Annotated in this window: 11 protein-coding genes and 1 pseudogene; 6 read left to right on the forward strand and 6 right to left on the reverse strand. The window is 63.4% G+C overall.

Features of this window, described 5'->3' with window-relative positions; all coding sequences use genetic code 11:
- The first annotated feature begins 50 nt into the window (after nucleotides 1-50).
- The gene (locus tag RPMA_RS04350; protein ID WP_211911696.1) at nucleotides 51-2,630 is read left to right on the forward strand and encodes a TIGR02302 family protein; all 2,580 of its coding nucleotides are present in this window, start codon (nucleotides 51-53) and stop codon (nucleotides 2,628-2,630) included.
- Between the two features lie 202 nt (nucleotides 2,631-2,832).
- On the opposite strand, the gene RPMA_RS04355 is transcribed toward RPMA_RS04350, so the two are convergent.
- The 3 genes from RPMA_RS04355 to RPMA_RS04365 all read right to left on the reverse strand — a co-directional run bounded on the left by RPMA_RS04355 (nucleotide 2,833) and on the right by RPMA_RS04365 (nucleotide 6,226).
- A complete protein-coding gene (locus tag RPMA_RS04355) occupies nucleotides 2,833-3,834 on the reverse strand; it encodes an NADP-dependent oxidoreductase (protein ID WP_211911697.1) in 1,002 nt (333 codons plus the stop codon).
- 69 nt (nucleotides 3,835-3,903) lie between these two features.
- A complete protein-coding gene (locus RPMA_RS04360; RefSeq protein ID WP_211911698.1) occupies nucleotides 3,904-5,226 on the reverse strand; it encodes a bifunctional folylpolyglutamate synthase/dihydrofolate synthase in 1,323 nt (440 codons plus the stop codon).
- On the reverse strand, nucleotides 5,219-6,226 hold the full coding sequence (locus RPMA_RS04365; RefSeq protein WP_211911699.1) for a hypothetical protein: 1,008 nt from the start codon (nucleotides 6,224-6,226) through the stop codon (nucleotides 5,219-5,221). Before RPMA_RS04365 ends, RPMA_RS04360 begins: the two co-directional genes overlap by 8 nt.
- A 373-nt stretch (nucleotides 6,227-6,599) precedes the next feature.
- Between RPMA_RS04365 and RPMA_RS04370 the strand changes: the two genes are divergently transcribed.
- From RPMA_RS04370 to RPMA_RS04380, 3 genes and pseudogenes are all read left to right on the forward strand, one after another.
- Nucleotides 6,600-7,373, forward strand: coding sequence for a ferredoxin--NADP reductase (locus RPMA_RS04370; RefSeq protein ID WP_211911700.1), 774 nt, complete (start codon nucleotides 6,600-6,602; stop codon nucleotides 7,371-7,373).
- Between the two features lie 183 nt (nucleotides 7,374-7,556).
- A complete protein-coding gene (locus tag RPMA_RS04375) occupies nucleotides 7,557-9,197 on the forward strand; it encodes an FMN-binding glutamate synthase family protein (RefSeq protein WP_211911701.1) in 1,641 nt (546 codons plus the stop codon).
- A 112-nt stretch (nucleotides 9,198-9,309) separates the two neighbouring features.
- Nucleotides 9,310-10,474: pseudogene (locus tag RPMA_RS04380) on the forward strand (IS481 family transposase).
- A gap of 265 nt (nucleotides 10,475-10,739) precedes the next feature.
- Here RPMA_RS04380 and RPMA_RS04385 read toward each other — a convergent pair.
- The 3 genes from RPMA_RS04385 to RPMA_RS04395 form a co-directional block, all read right to left on the reverse strand.
- The gene (locus tag RPMA_RS04385; protein ID WP_211911702.1) at nucleotides 10,740-12,716 is read right to left on the reverse strand and encodes a carbohydrate porin; all 1,977 of its coding nucleotides are present in this window, start codon (nucleotides 12,714-12,716) and stop codon (nucleotides 10,740-10,742) included.
- A gap of 306 nt (nucleotides 12,717-13,022) precedes the next feature.
- Nucleotides 13,023-13,292 carry a hypothetical protein gene (locus RPMA_RS04390; protein ID WP_211911703.1) on the reverse strand — a complete coding sequence of 90 codons (270 nt, stop codon included), beginning with the start codon at nucleotides 13,290-13,292 and terminating at the stop codon, nucleotides 13,023-13,025.
- A gap of 224 nt (nucleotides 13,293-13,516) precedes the next feature.
- Nucleotides 13,517-14,338 carry a creatininase family protein gene (locus tag RPMA_RS04395; RefSeq protein WP_211911704.1) on the reverse strand — a complete coding sequence of 274 codons (822 nt, stop codon included), beginning with the start codon at nucleotides 14,336-14,338 and terminating at the stop codon, nucleotides 13,517-13,519.
- A gap of 81 nt (nucleotides 14,339-14,419) precedes the next feature.
- On the opposite strand from RPMA_RS04395, the gene RPMA_RS04400 reads away from it, so the two are divergent.
- Nucleotides 14,420-15,436, forward strand: a complete 1,017-nt coding sequence (locus tag RPMA_RS04400; RefSeq protein ID WP_211911705.1) for an ABC transporter substrate-binding protein — start codon at nucleotides 14,420-14,422, stop codon at nucleotides 15,434-15,436.
- 12 nt (nucleotides 15,437-15,448) lie between these two features.
- Nucleotides 15,449-16,222 carry an ABC transporter ATP-binding protein gene (locus RPMA_RS04405; protein ID WP_249225550.1) on the forward strand — a complete coding sequence of 258 codons (774 nt, stop codon included), beginning with the start codon at nucleotides 15,449-15,451 and terminating at the stop codon, nucleotides 16,220-16,222.
- Nucleotides 16,223-16,264: the final 42 nt, after the last annotated feature.

Below are 16,264 nucleotides of genomic sequence, written 5' to 3' on the forward strand. Positions count from 1 at the left end.
CATTGCCGCCGCCGTGCTAGGGTGTCGTTCGGAAACCGCGGAGATCGTCGTTGAGCGCCACGCCACCCCGCCAAGAGAACCGACAAGAGACCCCACCTGACGCGCAGTCTACCGCGCAGCTCCAGCTCGCGCAGGCACTGCAACGTGCACGCTGGTCGATCGGCTGGGAGCGCGCCTGGCCGTCGCTCGCGCGTGTGCTCTCCGTCGTGGGCCTGTTCCTCGTCGCCTCATGGGCCGGGCTGTGGCTGGTGCTGTCGCCGATCCCGCGCACCATCGGCCTTGCGCTATTCGTCATCGCGCTGATTGCGACACTCGTCCCCTTCATCCGTTTCCGCTGGCCGACCCGCGAGGAAGGCCTCGCCCGGCTCGACCACGGCTCCGGCGTCCGCCATCGCCCGGCCACCGCGCTCACCGATACACTGTCGTCGCAGGACCCGCTCGCCCGCGCGCTGTGGCTGGCGCAGCGTGAGCGCACGCTGGCGTCGCTGAAGCGCATCCGCGCGGGCCTGCCATCCCCCCGCCTGCCGCTGCATGACCCCTGGGCGCTGCGGGCGCTGGTCGTCGTGCTGCTGGTCGCCACCTGGTTCGCCGCCGGTGGCGAGCGCGGTGCGCGCATCATGGCGGCGTTCGACTGGAAGGGCATCGTCACGCCCTCCAATGTCCGCGTTGATGCCTGGGTCAATCCGCCGCCCTATACGGCGAAGCCGCCGATCATTCTCTCTGCCGCCAACAAGGATGCCACCGACGCCGCCGCCATGGCGGTGCCGTCGGGCTCGACATTGATTGTGCGGTCCAGTGGCGGTGCGCTCGATGTGGCGCTTACGGGCGGTGTCGCCGAGGTCGCGCCTGCGGGCGATGCGCCGGCCGGCACCAATGAGCGGCACTACACGATCTCGGGCGACGGCAGCGCGCAGGTGCGCGCACCCACGGGGCAGCCGGTGTGGAAATTCACCGCCACCGGCGATCGCGCGCCGACGATCTCGCTCGCCAAGGATCCGGAGCGTCAGGCGCGCGGCTCGCTGCTGCTGGCCTACAAGCTTGAGGACGATTACGGCGTCACCGAAGCCCATGCGCAATTCGCCGCAAAGCCCGGTGACGGCAAGGTCAAGCCGCGCCCGCTGTTCGATCCGCCGTCCTTCGCGCTGGTGCTGCCGAATGCGCGCACGCGCAACGGCGTCGGCCAGACGGTGAAGGATCTCTCCGAAGATCCCTATGCCGGCGCCAATGTCACGCTGACCCTCACCGCCAAGGACGAGGCCGGCAATGAAGGCAAGAGCGAAGCGATCGACACGCGCTTGCCCGAGCGCCTGTTCACAAAACCGCTGCCGCGTGCGCTGATCGAACAGCGCCGCAATCTCGCGCTCGATGCCAACTACAAGGACCAGGTCGTCTTCGCGCTGGAAGCGCTGATGATTGCGCCGGAAGCCTTTACGCCCGACGCCGGTCATTATCTCGGCCTGCGCAGCGTGCTGACGCAAGCGCAGCGTGCCCGCACCGACAATGCCTTGAAGGAGGTCGTCGCCAGCCTGTGGTCCCTCGCGGTCACCATTGAGGACGGCGACATCACCGATGTGGACAAAGCGCTGAAGGCGGCGCAGGACGCGCTGAAGCAGGCGCTGGAACGCGGCGCCAGCGACGAGGAGATCAAGAAGCTCACCGAGAACCTGCGCGCGGCGCTGGACAAGTTCCTCAAGCAGCTCGCCGAGCAGATGAAGCAGAATCCGCAGCAGCTCGCGCGCCCGCTCGACAAGAACAGCAAGGTGATGCGGCAGCAGGATCTCAACAACATGATCGAACGCATGGAGCGGCTGTCGCGCTCCGGCGACAAGGACGCCGCCAAGCAACTGCTCGAACAGATGCAGCAGATGCTGGAGAACCTGCAGATGGCGCAGCCCGGCCAGGGCGGCGACGACGAGATGCAGCAGTCGATGAACGAACTCAACGACATGATCCGCAAGCAGCAGCAGCTCCGCGACAAGACCTTCAAGGAAGGCCAGGATCAGCGCGGCGAGCGCCGTCGTGGCCAGCAGGGCGACAAGAATATGGGCGACCTGCAGCAGGATCAGCAGAACCTGCGCGAGCGGCTCAAGAAGCTGCAGGAGCAACTGGCGCGCCAGGGCATGGGCCAGGGACAGAAGGGGCAGAAAGGCCAGCAGGGGCAACAGGGCCAGCAAGGTCAGGGACAGCAGGGCCAGCCCGGGCAGGGCGGTGATCAGGACGGCGATGATGGCGACGGACTCGGCGATGCCGATGGCGCCATGGGCGATGCCGGTGGTCAGCTCGGCGACGGCGATGCCGATGGCGCGGTGGGCTCGCAGGGCCGTGCGCTCGACGCGCTGCGCAAGGGCGCGCAGAGCCTCGCCCAGCAGATGCAGCCCGGCGAAGGCGAAGGCCAGGACGGCCCCGGCAACAATCCCGGCCGCCAGCAGGGCGCCGCCCGCAACAGCGATCCGCTCGGTCGCCCGCTGCGTGGCCGCGAACTCAACGACGATTTTTCGGTGAAGATTCCCGGTGAAATCGACGTGCAGCGCGTGCGGAGGATTTTGGAGGAATTGCGCCGCCGCCTCGGCGACACCACGCGTCCGCAGCTGGAGCTCGATTACATCGAGCGATTGCTGAAGGATTATTGAGGGGGCTTTTCCCTCCCCGGAGCGAAGCGAATGGGGAGGGTCCGCCGATAGGCGGGGGTGGGGTCTATCCCCACGTGCTGGCTGCGCTTGCGGAAACACCCCACCCGTCTCGAACGCCCGCGCGAAGCAAGCTTCGCTAGAGCGTTCGATCCACCCTCCCCACTGCGCGGCTTCGCCGCTGGGGGGAGGGAGAAGAGACGAACTACACCTTCACCATCCGCTTCCCGCGATTTTCTCCCGCCAGCAATCCGATCAGCGCCTGCGGTGTGTTCTCTATGCCGTTGATCACATCTTCCAGCACCTTGATCTTGCCGGACGACACCCAGCTTTGCAGGTCGCTGAGCGCCTGGTCGCGTTGCTTCATGTAGTCCATGACGATGAAGCCCTGCATGGTGAGGCGCTTCACCACGATCAGGCCTGGCACGCCGCGCGGGCCGGTGGCGGAGGGCGCGCCGTCATATTGCGAGATGGCGCCGCAGCAGGCGATGCGGCCGTTGAGGTTCATTTGCGGCAATACGGCTTCGAGGATATCGCCGCCGACATTGTCGAAATAGACGTCGATGCCGTCAGGGGCGGCAGCCTTCAGCGCCTTGAACACCGCGCCGTCCTTGTAATCCACGGCGGCATCGAAACCGAGTTCGGAGGTCAGCCACTGGCACTTGTCGGCGCCGCCGGCGATGCCGACCACGCGGCAGCCTTTGAGCTTGGCGATCTGGCCGACGATAGAGCCGACAGAGCCTGCAGCCGCAGAGACGACGACTGTCTCGCCTTGCTTCGGCTTGCCCACATCCAGCAGCCCGAAATAGGCGGTGAGGCCGGCGATGCCGTAGATCGACAGCAGGTGCGTCAGCGGCTCCATGCGCGGCATTTTCGTGAGGTGCTTTACCGGCACGGCGGCGTAATTCTGCCAGCCGGTGTCGCCGAACACGATATCGCCGGGCTTCAGCGCATCCGAATGCGATGACACCACTTCGGCGATGCCGCCGCCGGCCATCACGCTATTGGCCTCCACGGCCGAACGGTAGGTCGCGCCATGCATCCAGGCGCGATTGGCGGCATCGAGCGAAATGTAGCGCACGCGCAGCAGCGCTTCGCCGTCCTTCGGCGCGGGCATGGGGCCGTCGATCAGTTTGAAATGTTCGGGGCCGAGCTTGCCCGCGGGCTTTTCGACCAGTAGAACCTGATGATTGATGGTGTCGGTCATGGCGTGCCTCCCGTTGTTGTTGTTGGTTGGGCGGCAGGCTACGCGGCATGGGCGCAATGGGCAATGCGGTCAGAAGAACTGAAGGTCTTCCGCCTTCCCACCGCGCAGCACCGTTGCATATTCGATCGCCACGAAAAGTCCGCCGGCGACATAGACCTTGCGCGGTACCGTGCGCGCCAGTTGCTGGCTGAGCTTGACCGCATCCTCCATCGCATTGGCGACATGGATGCGCGCGGTGGCATGCGCCTTTCGCGCGCCGCCGCCGACCAGGCGTGCATCGGCACCCTTGTGATAGGCGCGGGTGCAGACGATTACGCCGAAATGCGGCGCCAGATGTTGCGCGATTTCGTCGATATTCTTGTCGGCGGAAACGCCGAGCACCAGCAGCCAGTCGTCTTTGCCGTGGACCGCATGCAGTCCGCGCAGCGCCTGCATCACGCCGTCGGGCGTATGGCCGACATCGATCACCGTGAGCGGATCGCGCTGGATCACCTCGAGGCGGCCCGCCCATCTGGTCTCGCGCAAGCCGGCGCGGATGGCATGATCGATCCGCGTCGCGTCGGCGTCGGGATGCATGCGCCGCATCCACAACAGGAACAGCGCTGCGGCGATGGCCGCATTGTTGAGCTGAAATTCGCCATGCAACGTGATCTCCAGCCCGCGCAATTTCGTTTCGCCGACGCGGCAGTTGAAATTCTGCGCCTTGCGCGAAGTCACTACGCTGCTGATGGCGATGCCGTCGCCTACATGCAACCCGGCCACGTGACGGTTACGATTGTATTCGGCGAGATGCGCGCGCAGCGGCAGGCAGTTCTCGCCATAGATCACCGTGCCATGGCTGGCGCAGGCGTCGCTCTTGTCGGAGGCGATCAACGCCAGCGAATTGCCGAGCAAAGCCGTGTGCTCAAGATCGACGGAGGTCACGCAAGTCAGCGTGGCGCCGATCAGGCGCACGGGATCATAGCGACCGCCGATGCCGGCCTCGAACACGGCGAGATCGCAGCCCATCTCCTGGAAATACAGGCAGGCCAGCGCGAACTGCGCCTCGAAGGCGCCAAAGGTCTCGGTGACGCCGTGATGGTCGAGATCGGTGATGGCGGTGGCGACACGCAGCACGAGGGCTTCGAGCAATTCGTCATCGACAGGCTCGCCGTCGATCTGGAAGCGCTCGTTGAAGCGATAGAGATGCGGCGAGGTGAAGAGCCCGGTGCGCAGGCCGAAGGCGCGACCGATACTTGCGCAGAAGGCGGCGGTGGAGCCTTTGCCGTTGGAGCCGGTGATCACGAGCGAATGCTGCTGCAGGCGCGTGCGATCGATGCACAGCGCATCTAGCAATAGCGCGAGTCGCGCGAGGCCGATGCCGCCGGTGCCGTATTTGGGCAGGTTAAACATCGATCAGGCCCAGCGATGTGAAGGTGTGGCGCCAGATGCGCAGGATGAGATCGTCACGACCGGAGTCTTCAAGGAAGCGGATCGAGGGATTGGCATTGACCTCGATGACGCGCAATGCCGAGGCATCGCCATCCACATCGGTGAACAGGTCGATCGCGCCGGCACGCAGGCCGAGCGCTTTCAAGGCACCGCGTGCCGCCGTAAACGCACGGTCCGCATTGGCCGGCTCGGCAAATTCCATCGTTCCGCCAGCGCTGCGATTCATGCGGCCGGTGAGTTCGAAACATGTGCCTTCTGCGAGCACTGTATCGCGTACAGGGTCCGGTTGTTCGACCGCTGCAGACGAGATGCCATGCTGGCTCAACGCAATCTCCTGCGCCGACAGCAAGTCGCGAAGCGCGTGCTTGCCGTCGCCGGTGACGAAGGGCGGCTGCTTTCGGGCGCTGTAGACGACCTCCTCGTCGAGGACGAAGAGGCGATATTCCTGGCCGGTCACGACGCGCTGGATGATCACTGCATCGTAGTGTGCGGCGACCTGATCGAGATAGGCGGCGAGGGCACTCTCGCCGGTCACCACTTGCGCGAAGTCGCCGCGCGAGCCGTTCAGCGGCTTGGCGAAAGCTGTGCCGCCCAGGCTGCGAAACAGCGCCAGCGCATCCGCACGCTCATGGCCGGGTGCGCGATGGGCACGGTGTCGGTCATGCAGGAAGAAATAGTCGCCGCGCAATGTCGCGATGCCGGCGCGGGCCATCAGCACATTGGCCAAGTGCTTGTCATTGGCCAGCGTCGCTGCCGTCGCAGTGTTCTGCGGGAAGAACGAGCCGCGCCCGGCGCCGAACGCCGCGCGCCTGCCGGCGCCGGTGACTTCGAAGATCAGCCCGGTGCCGCCGTCGAGTTCGGCAAAGCCCAGCCCCAACGCGCCTGCGGCATATTCCGCATAGATCGTCTGGTCGGGGTAATAGGCCGGCTTGCCGGCCCGGATGGCGCGAATGGGGGTCATGAGGCCTGGCGCCGGTGATTGAACGAGGAAGCCGCTTCACGCGACTCCCGAAGGTGACGGAAATTACCGGAACGAGAGCGGCCAATCCAGCAGGTCGCGCAGCCGGTTGTCGGCAAGGTTAGGTCTAAAAATGAAGGTTTAGAGAAATTAAATGTCCTGGATCAAATTTGGCCCTTGCCGGCCGGTAACCTGATTTGCAAATTTGTGACCCGCCTCAGTCAATCCGCAATTGCACTTCAAGGCATCTTTGAATAGATGTCATTCGCATCTGCGAGAAACCAATTTAGCTAATCGCCGCAAGGGTTTCTCAGCATCTGACGCGGCCCGGAATGTAATCGTTCTAAGCTAAGCCCGCACCGGAAAATCATATCCCATGAGCGCCTTTCACCGCGAAACCGTGACCTCCGTCCAGCATTGGACCGACACGCTTTTCTCCTTCCGCGCCACGCGCGACACCTCGTTTCGTTTCCAGAACGGCCAGTTCGCCATGATCGGCCTCGAAGTCGATGGCAAGCCGCTGCTGCGCGCCTATTCCATGGCCAGTGCCAACCACGAGGAAGAACTCGAATTCTTCTCGATTAAGGTGCCGGATGGCCCGCTAACCTCGCGCCTGCAGAAGATCAAGGAAGGCGACACCATCCTCGTCGCCCGCAAGGCCGTCGGCACGCTGGTTACCGACAGCCTGCTGCCGGGCAAGCGCCTGCTGATGCTGTCCACCGGCACCGGCCTCGCGCCGTTTGCCAGCCTCATCAAGGACCCCGAAGTCTATGACCAGTACGAGCAGGTCGTGCTGGTCCATGGCTGCCGTCAGGTCTCCGAACTGGCCTATGGCGAGCGCCTGGTCGAGCGGCTGCAGAAGGACGAGCTGTTCGGCGAGCTGATGAAGGACAAGTTCACCTACTATCCGACGGTGACCCGCGAGCCCTTCCGCAACCGCGGCCGCATCACCGACCTCATCGAGTCCGGTCAGATCTTCAAGGATCTCGGCCAGGGTCCGCTCGACATTGCGACCGACCGCATCATGCTGTGCGGCAGCCCGGCGATGCTCGAGGATCTCAAGAACATGTTCGAGAAGCGCGATTTCCTCGAAGGCAGCGGCAACAAGCCCGGCCACTTCGTGATCGAGAAGGCGTTTGTCGAGCGCTAAGCTCCGGCACACGGTCCATCGCATTGCAAAACCCGCGCTCCGGCGCGGGTTTTGTCATTTCGCGGCACGGCAAGACTTCGGTGAGCCGGATGCGCTAGGCTGCAGGCGTCTGGCGCCCGATCTGTGATCTGGCCGTCATCCGAAATTCGTAAGGCTGAACGCCCACCACTTGCGAGCAGGTCCATGCAAACCGTGATGCTACCGTTCACGCCACGCTACATCGTGTTGACGATCTGCAGCGTGGCCACCCTGTTTCTGATCGGGATGGGCATCTGGGACCACAGGCTGATCCATCTGGTGATCATCCCGGCGACGATCTTCGGCTGTCTTGCCGCGCTCGGCTTCCATGATCTCTTCCAGAAGGATCATGCGGTCCTACGCAATTATCCGATCGCCGCACATATCCGCTTCCTGCTCGAAGAAATCCGCCCGGAGATGCGGCAATATTTCTTTGAGAGCGAGAAGGACGGCATGCCTTTCAGCCGCGATACGCGTGCCGTCGTGTATCAGCGCGCGAAGATGGTGCTCGACAAGCGCCCGTTCGGCACCCAGAAAAACGTCTATGAAGAGGGCTATGAGTGGATGAACCATTCGGTCGCCCCGAAGCCACATGCCACTGAGCACTTTCGCATCACCATCGGTGGCCCGGATTGCCTGCGGCCTTACTCCGCTTCGGTGCTCAACATTTCCGCCATGAGCTTTGGTGCGCTCAGCCAGAACGCGATCCGTGCGCTCAATGCCGGCGCCAAGCGCGGCAATTTTGCGCATGATACCGGCGAGGGCGGCGTCAGCCCCTATCACGAACAGGAAGGTGGCGACCTGATCTGGGAGATCGGCTCTGGTTATTTCGGCTGCCGCACGCTCGCGGGTGAGTTCGATCCCGACAAGTTTGCCGCACGCGCCGCGCTCGACCAGATCAAGATGATCGAGCTCAAGGTCAGCCAGGGCGCCAAGCCCGGTCATGGCGGCGTGCTGCCGGCGGCGAAAGTGTCGGAAGAGATTTCACGTATCCGCGGCGTGGCGATGGGCGAGGATTGTATCTCGCCGCCCTATCACAAGGCGTTCTCGACTCCGATCGAGATGATGCAGTTCATCGACAAGATGCGCCGCCTGTCTGGTGGCAAGCCGACCGGCTTCAAACTGTGCATCGGCCATCCCTGGGAGTTTCTGGCGATCTGCAAGGCGATGCTGCAGACTGGCATCTATCCGGATTTCATCGTGGTGGACGGCAATGAAGGCGGTACCGGCGCTGCGCCGCTGGAATTCATGGACCACCTCGGCATGCCGATGCGCGAAGGCGTCAACTTCGTGCACAATGCGCTGATCGGCATCGGCGCGCGCGACCGCATCAAGCTCGGCGCCTCCGGCAAGATCGCCACCGCTTTCGACATCGCCCGTGCCATGGCGCTTGGTGCCGACTGGGTGAATTCGGCGCGCGGCTTCATGTTCGCACTCGGCTGCATCCAGTCGCTGAGCTGCCATACCGATCGTTGCCCAACCGGCGTGGCGACGCAGGATCCGACGCGTGCGCGTGCGCTGGCCGTGCCACAGAAGACCGATCGCGTGCTGAATTTCCACGAGGCGACGTTGCATGCGCTGGCGGAGCTGATCGCCGCCGCCGGTCTCGAACATCCGCAGCAGATCCGCGCGATGCATTTTTCGCATCGCTCGCCGGACAATGACGTGATGTCGTTCACCCAGCTCTATCCACAGCTGCATGAGAACGAGCTGATCCACGGCACCAACGACAAGCGCTTTCGCGAGGCCTGGGCGATGGCCCAAGCGGAGTCGTTTCAGCCGGCGGATGTGAGGGGCGCGGCGTAGTTCTTAACCTCTCCCCGTTCTTTATGTTCAGCCCGGACAGATCACTGACAGGTGTTCGGAGACATAGCTGACACATCCATATTGGGTGGAAGTTCCTTTTTGGGAGGCTTCCATGCCGTGGTGCGAGGTGTCGGTAATGGATCAGAGGTTGGAGTTCGTGCGGCTGGCGCTGCAGGACGGTGCGAACCGGCGGGAGTTGTGTCGGCGGTTCGGCATCAGTCCCGACGTCGGCTACAAATGGTTGGCGCGGCATGTCGGCGGCGATGCGGAGCTTGCCGATCGCTCGCGCCGGCCACATGCCAGCCCGCGGCGCAGTGCGGCAGCGATCGAGGGGCAGGTGCTCGCCATTCGCGATGCCCATCCGGCCTGGGGCGCACGCAAGATTGTCCATTGCCTGAGCCGCGACGGCCTCGTGCCGCCGGCGGCTTCCACTGTACATGCGATCCTGCAGCGCCATGGCCGCATCATCGTGCCGCCGAACGGTCCGGGGCAGCCGTTCACGCGCTTCGAGAAGGACACCCCGAATGCGCTGTGGCAGATGGATTTCAAGGGCCATATCCCGCTGGCCGACGGCACGCCGTGCCACCCGCTCACCATGATCGACGATCACTCGCGCTATGCCCTGCGTCTTGCCGCCTGCAGTAACCAGCAGCGCATGACCGTGCAGGAGCAGCTGACGCAGACCTTCCGTCGCTACGGACTGCCCGACGCATTGTTCGTCGATAACGGCCCGCCCTGGGGCGACAGTTCGCAATCGCGCTGGACCGGCTTGCGGGTCTGGCTGCTCAAGCTCGGCGTCGAGGTGATCTATGCGCGGCCGCTGCATCCGCAGAGCCGCGGCAAGAACGAGCGCTTCCATCGCACGCTGAAGGCCGAAGTGCTGGCCGTGCGTCGCTTCAACGGCTTCACCGAATTGCAGCGGGCCTTCGATACATGGCGCAGCGTCTACAATCTGGAGCGCCCGCATGAGGCCTTGGGCATGGCCGTGCCGGCCATCGCTGCGATCGATGCCTGAGCGGCTCGCAGACATTGTCTACGCCCCGGGCGACATCGTCCGCAGCGTATCGACCCAGCGCGGCGCCTCGATCAGCTTCAAGGGGCAGCCATGGCGCGTGCCACGCGCTTTCCGCGGCGAACATTTGGCCATCCGCCCGAGCGGTATCGATGGCCAATACGGCGTTTTCTTTGGCAGCAGGCAGGTCGCAACCATCGACTTGACCCGCCGCAAAAGTGTCAGTCATGTCTCCGAACAGGTGTCAGCTATGTCTCCGGGCTGAACACTTTACGGGGAGAGGTCGTCCGGCGTAGCGTAGCGAAGCCGGGCGGGTGAGGGGCATGGCACGCGTCCTTCTCTCACTCAGTCCATCGGATCTCTCCGATGCGGCTGACGCGGAGCGTCCCGAGATATTCTTCGCTTCGATGGCGGTGAGTTTGGCGCAGGCCTTGTGCCATGCCCCTCACCCGACGCTCACATGCTTCGCATGCGAGCGTCGACCTCTCCCCGCGCAAGAGCGGGGAGAGGTTAAGAAAGAAGCGCGCGCCTTAGAACTCCCCGTGCAACCGTCCCGAAAAAATCGACACCGGCCCGCGGTCCGCATTGTAGGCGGGGTTCACGATCAGCTGGTAATCCGCCGTGAACGTAAAATTCTTGTCGATCGCATAGGCATAAAACGTCTCGAGGATCCGCTCGGTGCCGTAGTTCAGCCGCCCGTCGCCGATCAGCAATCCATTGCCGCCAGCGGCGAGGAAGTCGCGATGCGCGGCTGACAAGCCGTTGATGGCGCCGCCGATGCCGATCGTGTCGGCTGCGCGGCCCCAGCGTCCGCCCTTGATCGACAGGCCGCCGGACATGCTGCGGTCGATATCGGTGAAGGACAGGATCTCGTTCTGTCCGTCGTTCCAGCTGGCGCGGCCGAACAGGCCGATCTCGTCGGCGATTTCCTGTTCGCCATTGAGGTAGAAGCCATACTTGTCGCGCGGCCGGCGGATCGAAGCCATCACGTCATTGATCTCAAGCAGCGGATCGGTGGCCGCAATCGCCAGCGCGCCGCGATAGCTGCCGGTATTGCCGCGATTGATGAACGCGCCGACGCGCACCTTGCCCGGCCGGTCGAAAATCTGGTGCCGCTCCTCGAATTCGACAACGGCACCGCCACTCTTGAAGGTGAGGATGTCGCTGTTCGGCTGCGAGGGCACCTGGAAGACGCCGGCGCGCAACGCCCAGTCCTTGCGGTTCAACTCCAGCACGCCGCCGCGGGTGAAGCCGGGCAGGTCGGCCGGGAAGTCATAGGCGGCCGAGGCCCACATCGCCCAGTTCATGAAGTCGGCGCGCGGGTCTTTCGCGTAAGCATTGCCGTCGAAGAAATCGCCCACCGAGAAGCGGCCGACAGTGAGGGTGATGCGATCCACGTCGCGCTTGCCGGCGAGCTGGTTGGGCGCGTCCGGCACGTCTTCCTGTTCGCCGCCAAGGCCGAAGGTCTGGCGGAACATGTAGCGCTGCGGGCGGATTTTCGGATAGCTGCCGCCAGCCTTCTGCGCTTCGCCATTGGGGAAGCCGGCCACGCCGAGCGTGCCGTTGAAGCCAAAACCCTGGGCCAATTCGGGATTGAAATAGAACTCACCGCCGTCCCACAGCCGCCAGCCGAGAAAGGCCGTGGTGGTGAAGGTCTCGCGGAATTGCTTGCTGCCCTGCAAGCTATTGGCGCCTTCATAGGGCGAGCGGAAGCTCGGATAGCCCGAACCGATCAGGGTCGTCTGGACGTGTACATTCCAGTCGGTTGGCTCGGGCAGTGTCACCCGGCGCGCGATCGGTGTCGCCGGCATCCAGGATGGCATGTCGTTGAAGCGATAATTCATGCCGAGCTTGACGGCGTGAATCTTCGGATCGACATCGACATTGGGCAGGCCGAACGCGGTGAGACCGTAGGTCTGCCGCGACAGGTCGATATAGTTGTATTCGAGTTTGGCAGTCCAATTGCCGCCGATCGCGGTCTCGACACCGGCGCCGACGGTCCAGCCGACATGGTCCTTCTGCGCGGTGGAGAAAATATTACCGTCGGCATCCAGCACGTTCAGCTTGGTCTTGCCCCAGGCAAAACCCACCGTCGCATAAGGCAACCACGTTCCCATGGCGTAGCCGACACGGCCGCGCGCGGTGGCGAAGTAGTCGAATGTGGTGTGGTACGGCTCATTGCCGATACGCGCGGTGTCGGCCGGGCTGATGAAGGTCGCATCGACTTCAAGGCCGAGTACGAGATTGTTGTTGAACTGCCTGCTGTAGCCGCCCTGATAACCACCGATGATCCCGGTCGATGTCGGCGGCAGAAACACGCCCTGTGCCGGCAGCGGGTTGCTGTTTGCGCCCAGCTGCGCGCCGCCATAGCCCACATGGGCGCCGAGATAGAAGCCGCTCCAGTCATAGGCCGGGGCAAGCCGTGCTTTCACGGGCAGGTCTGAAGCTACGGCAATACCGTCGAACGCCAGCACGCCGAGCGCAGCGCCGGCAAAAGCGCGTTTCATGGCGGATTGCAAAAGGCTCGGGCGCGTCACGCAGCGGTATCCTTACTCATCGCCGACAACGGCCGCCTGATATTCCACAGAACCGGGCGATTCGCCGAAGCGTTCGCGCCACAGTGCCGCACTCGTTTGATACATCGCGCCTTGACGGATGTCAGGACGCGGGCCGTGTTCTGACACTGCTTTATGACGGCGACATAACAAAAAGAGAACCCGCCCGGGGGACAGCCGGGCGGGTTCGAGGTCAGGCACGGGGTGGATGAGGCGCCCGTGCCGGACGCAACTCCACTTCAGACGATCAGTGCCGGATCAGTAGTTGCAGGTACGAACGCGGCCCATGTAATTGCCGTAGACGTCGTACTGGCGGGTCCAGCCGCAGCGATAGCCGTAGCCATAACCATAGCCGTAATTGTTGGCGGCAACCGCCGAGCCGACGATGGCTGCACCGGCGAGGCCGGCGGCGATGCCGAAGCCGATGCCCGGGCCCTTGGCCTGGGCCTGCTGGGTGGACGTGGCCATGGCGCCAGCAGCGGTCATGGCAACGAGGGCAACGGCGGCAATCTTGGACTTGATCGACATGAGAAACTCCATCCTGTTGGGGTGCAACCATCATTGGCTTGCATGTCCATCAGTCGGATGATGTCGAAGGCCGGTTCGAGGACGGTTCGAACTATTTGGTTTCAGGATTGTGTCGTGGATGAAACATTCTCCGTCATTGCGAGGAGCGAAGCGACGAAGCAATCCAGTCTTTCTTCACTTGGCTTCTGGATTGCTTCGCTGCGCTCGCAATGACAGCGGAGGGTTTACGCGCCGGCATCCGGCTCGCGATCGAACACCGCCACGTCGAAGCGGTGCATGTCGTCCAGCAATTCGCAGAACGCGGCTGCACCGTGCTTCAACAACGCTTCACCCTTTTCCGCTGTCGCCTGTGTCGCGTCGCCGATCGCGCCGGATGCATGTAGATCCTCCGCCTGCCACGCGAACGGCGCGGGCCTGCTCGCCGACAGCCTGCGATATGTCTTCTCCATCGCAATCGTCGATGGCACGAAATTCGCGATCTTGTCCTTGCGCACATACTGCGGATAGCGCGCCAGCATGATCGACGTCTCGACAGCGCCGCCATGAATGCCGTGACGGATTTCCTCGTCGCTGAACAATCCGTCCGGCACACCGAAGCGCGACCAGCTCGTGGTCGCGACCAGCATGCCGTATTCGGCGCGCAGGTCCTGTGCCGCCAGCATCATCGCCGCGCTGTTGCCGCCATGGCTCGTCACCATCACGAGCTTGGAGATGCCGGCGCGCGCGATGCTTTCGCCGATCGCTGTCCAGCTTTGCAGCGCGATCTCGGTCGGCAGTGTGAGTGTGCCCGGGAAGGAGAGATGCTCGGTGGAGATGCCGACCGGCTGTACCGGCAGAAACGTTGCCGGAATCTCGGCCGGCAGCAGCTTGCGCACCTCGGCGAGATAGGCCTCGGCGATCATCACGTCCGTGGCGAGCGGCAGATGCGGCCCATGCTGCTCCGTCGCCGCCAGCGGCAGTACCGCGATCCATGACGACGGATCGCCTTTTGCGATGTCGGGCCAGTGAATGGCGGTCCAGTCACGGTGCGGCATAAAAGAGGTCATCTGCATTTCTTTAAAAGTTGGCGGGTAGTCAGTCCCGTGATTGCTTTCTATCATGGGGTACAACACGTCATGGAGTCCAATATGGGTCGGTTGCCCCTGCTGCGCGCGTTAACCATTGGTGCAGCGATGATGGCCTCGCTGTCAGCTTTTGCGCAGAGCAAGCTCGATAAGGTCAGTTTCGGCACCAACTGGGTTGCCGAGGCCGAGCATGGCGGCTTCTTTCAGGCTGTGGTCGATGGCACCTACAAGAATTACGGCCTCGACGTTACCATCGTGCCGGGCGGCCCCAATGTGAACAACCGCATCCTGCTGATCTCCGGCAAGCTCGATTTCTTCATGAGCGCGAATACGCTGCAATCCTTCGATGCGGTGGCCAACAATGTGCCGGTCATCGCCATCGCGGCGATGTTTCAGAAGGACCCGCAGGTCTTCGTCACCCATCCCGATCCGAAGGTGACCAAGCTGGAAGACCTCAAGTCGAAGACGCTGTTCGTCTCCAAGGAAGGCATCGTCGGATACTTCCAGTGGATGAAGCTGGAATTCGGCTTCAGCGAGTCCAAAGTAAAGCCCTACAACTACAATGCGCAGCCCTTCATTGTAGATAAGAACAGCGCCATGCAGGGCTATGTCACGTCGGAGCCCTTCCTGATCGAGAAGCAGGCCGGCTTCAAACCCAATGTGATCCTGCTCGCGGATTACGGACTCAACGGCTATTCGACGCTGATCGAGGCGCGGCGCGAGACGGTGGAGAAATCGCCCGATCTGGTGCAGCGCTTCGTCGATGCCTCCATCATCGGCTGGTACAACTATCTCTACGGCGACAACAAAGCCGCCAATGCCATGATCAAGAAGCTCAATCCGGAAATGACGGACGAACTGCTGGCCTATTCCACCGCCACGATGCGCGACAAGGGGATCGTCGATTCCGGCGATGCGCTGAAAAACGGCATCGGCGCCATGAGCGACGAGCGCGCGGCGAGCTTCTTCGACAAGATGTCGCGTGCCGGCGTGGTCAAGCGCGATATCGATTTCCGCAAGGCCTATACGCTGCAGTTCGTGAACAAGGGCGTCGGCATCGATCTCCGGCCGAAGAAGTAGCGGATGGTGTCGGTGTCGTCTCAGGACGAGGTTGCGATACGTCTGCGCGGCGTGACGAAGACCTATGAGAACGGCACCCGCGCGCTCGGCCCGCTCGATCTCGATATAAGCAAGGGCGAATTCGTGTCGCTGCTCGGCGCCTCCGGCTGCGGCAAGTCCACGGCGTTGCGGCTGATCGCGGGGCTGGCCGCGCCATCGTCCGGCAGCGTCGATGTGCCTGCGCGTGCGTCACGCCATGGCATCGGCTTCGTGTTCCAGGAGCCGACCTTGATGCCCTGGACGACGGTGCGCGAGAATGTGCGGCTGCCGCTCAAGCTTGCGCATATGGCTGATGCCGAATCGACGCCGCGCGTGATGGATGCGCTGGCGCAGGTCGGTCTTGCCGATTTCGCCGATGCCTATCCACGCGAGCTCTCCGGTGGCATGAAGATGCGGGTGTCGCTCGCGCGTGCGCTGGTGACGTCGCCGGACGTGCTCTTGCTCGATGAGCCCTTTGCCGCCCTTGATGAGATCACGCGCTTCAGGCTCAACAATGATCTGCTGGCGCTGTGGCGCCAGCTCGGCACGACCGTCGTCTTCGTGACGCATTCGGTCTACGAAGCCGTCTATCTATCACAGCGCGTGGTCGTCATGACGTCGCGCCCCGGCCGCGTTCATGCTGAGTGCCATATCGATGCGTCGGCGCCCCGCGACGATGCGTTCCGCACCTCTGTGGCCTATGCCGGTCATTGCCACGACGTCTCGCAAGCGCTGTTGCAGGCAAGCGAAGCGGAGGCGCTGGCGTGAAGGGGCTGGAGCCTTTGCCCGCGGTGGAGCGCGCATCCGGTG

Source organism: Tardiphaga alba, from assembly GCF_018279705.1.
Lineage (GTDB): Bacteria > Pseudomonadota > Alphaproteobacteria > Rhizobiales > Xanthobacteraceae > Tardiphaga > Tardiphaga alba.